Below are 2,211 nucleotides of genomic sequence, written 5' to 3' on the forward strand. Positions count from 1 at the left end.
CTGACTTGAAGAGAAAGCTCATGCGCTACATCCGCAAGTACAACGAACAACCCAAGCCCGTGAAGTGGAAGTACTTCGATCCAACACGGCGAATTACTCCCGATTCAATCGTTACGGCCCACTAGTCTTGTTGCTGAGGCTGAAGTCGCAGTCGTGATTGCCAGGGCAGAACACAAAATGAACCGGCAATTATTTCTCGGTCTGAATCGCAGACCGTACTGCGATAAACAGGCCTTCAGCCGCCGCATATTGCGTAGGCTTTCCGCTGAAGGCGATGTCTCCCGACACAATGACAAACACGGTAGTCGCATCGGGCAGTGAAGAGAAGACGCAGGCAGCGATGCTGCTGCCTTTGTCGAGGATCCAGTCTTTGTCTGATCTGATGTGAATGTCGCTGAGGTGAAGAACAACTGCGGTCAAGTACCTCCCTGGATGTCGTCTCATGACGATCTGTTGACGATTGAGTCCCTTTAGCAACGCTGGCACATCGTCGGTGGGCAACCGTTGAAGTCGATGATGTTGCATCGGAGTTGAAACGGAGCCGTCACCACTTTGAAGCCAGTTTCGGCCAGCTCCTCGATTGTTGCCGCTGTGAGCGTGCGAGCGACAGCTTTGCGGCGATGAATCCTAAACCGTGACTGTCGCTGAAGGGTCGCAAACGTCCTGCGGAAGGCCCAACGGGCTTCCCGATAGCAGGCATCGAGAGACGCCGCAGCGCCGCGTGAACATACATGCTCGGGCGTCGTCGCAGCTTGCCACGCCGCGGTGCTGTAGCAATCGCCGCTTTGCCGTGGCAAATCCGTAGCACTGGCGCGGGTGCCGCGAGCCGCAAAGAGGCATCCAAACCCGTCAGGCTCTCGCATGAGCATCACTCGCAACCCATTGATTAACATGCACGAATGGGTCTGATGCCAGGAGCGCCCTACATCGTCCGTCCCACCAATGCGTGGACCGATAAAGAGAAGATTAGTGCAATCAGATCACCCACTTAGCCCATGGCGCCTGTCTACAGCCCCAATGATGGACTGGACCGATCGCCACTGCCGCTACTTCCACCGGCTGCTGAGTCGGCACACGCGCCTGTACACCGAGATGGTCACGACGGGCGCGCTGCTGCACGGCGATGTGCCCAGGCACCTGGATTTCAATGCCGAGGAGCACCCCGTCGCCTTGCAACTCGGCGGCAGCGAGCCGGCCGATCTGGCCGCCTGCGCGAAGCACGGTGAGCGGTGGGGTTACGACGAAATCAACCTCAACTGCGGCTGCCCCAGCGAGCGCGTGCAGCGCGGCGCTTTCGGTGCCTGCCTCATGGCCGAGCCCGAACTCGTGGCCGAAGGCGTCAAGGCGATGGTCGACGCGGTGAGCATTCCTGTGACGGTGAAGCACCGTATCGGCATCGACAAGGCGGAAAGCTACCCCTTCGTGCGGGATTTCGTCGGGACCGTGGCGGCCGCCGGTTGCACCGTTTTCCTCGTGCACGCGCGCAATGCCTGGCTCAAAGGCCTGAGCCCGAAGGAGAACCGCGAGGTGCCGCCGCTGCGCTACGAACTCGTGCACCGGCTGAAGCACGATTTTCCGGCGCTCACCATTGTTCTCAATGGCGGTATCACGACAAGCGAGCAGATCGAAGAGCAGTTGCGGCACGTCGATGGCGTGATGCTCGGCCGCGAGGCCTACCACCATCCGTGGACGATGGCTTCGTGGGACGCGTGCTTCTTCGGCGCAGCGCCGCACGAACGGGAGCGCAGCGAGATCGAGGCGCGCATGGTCGAGTACATGGAGCGCGAGCGGGCCTTGCGCGGCGAGCCCTGGTCGCACGTATCGCGTCACATGCTGGGGCTGTGGAACGGCACCCCGGGTGCGCGCAAATGGCGGCAGGTGTGGTCGGATCACCGGCTCAAGGGCGAATCGCCAGCTGCCGTATCGGCAATGGCGCGGCGCAGTGCACGGCAGGCCGACGCAGTGTTCGCGGGCTGAGCGCATCAGCCACGCGTGCTGCGGAGCGCGGGCTCAGGTGGGTCGATCGGCCGATTGCGGCGGCTGATGCACAGCCGCCTTACCCGGCCATGTCGCGAGCACCACCCCGGCCAGCGCCAGCGCGAATGCGCCGGCCTGCATCGCATCGATGCGCTCGCCCAGTAATAACGTGCCGACCGCCGCGGCACTGACCGGCAGCAGCACCGTGTAGACGCCGGCCGAAGACGCCGGCAC

Annotated in this window: 3 protein-coding genes and 1 pseudogene; 2 read left to right on the plus strand and 2 right to left on the minus strand. The window is 62.2% G+C overall.

Annotated elements, in window-relative coordinates; genetic code table 11:
* Positions 1–125: pseudogene (locus H0W38_RS21335) on the plus strand (IS630 family transposase); the annotation flags it as partial.
* Positions 126–189: 64 nt separating this feature from the next.
* Here the strand turns inward: H0W38_RS21335 and H0W38_RS21340 are convergent.
* A complete protein-coding gene (locus H0W38_RS21340) occupies positions 190–501 on the minus strand; it encodes a hypothetical protein (RefSeq protein ID WP_292457983.1) in 312 nt (103 codons plus the stop codon).
* A 441-nt stretch (positions 502–942) separates the two neighbouring features.
* Here H0W38_RS21340 and dusA point away from each other — a divergent pair, with 441 nt between their 5' ends.
* Positions 943–1,977, plus strand: coding sequence for a tRNA dihydrouridine(20/20a) synthase DusA (gene dusA / locus H0W38_RS21345; protein WP_292457985.1), 1,035 nt, complete (start codon positions 943–945; stop codon positions 1,975–1,977).
* A gap of 33 nt (positions 1,978–2,010) precedes the next feature.
* On the opposite strand, the gene H0W38_RS21350 is transcribed toward dusA, so the two are convergent.
* The coding region (locus H0W38_RS21350; RefSeq protein WP_367162576.1) for an EamA family transporter at positions 2,011–2,211 on the minus strand (201 nt) is incomplete at its 5' end.

Origin of the sequence: Methylibium sp., assembly GCF_013817365.1 — a bacterium.
GTDB lineage: Bacteria > Pseudomonadota > Gammaproteobacteria > Burkholderiales > Burkholderiaceae_C > Methylibium.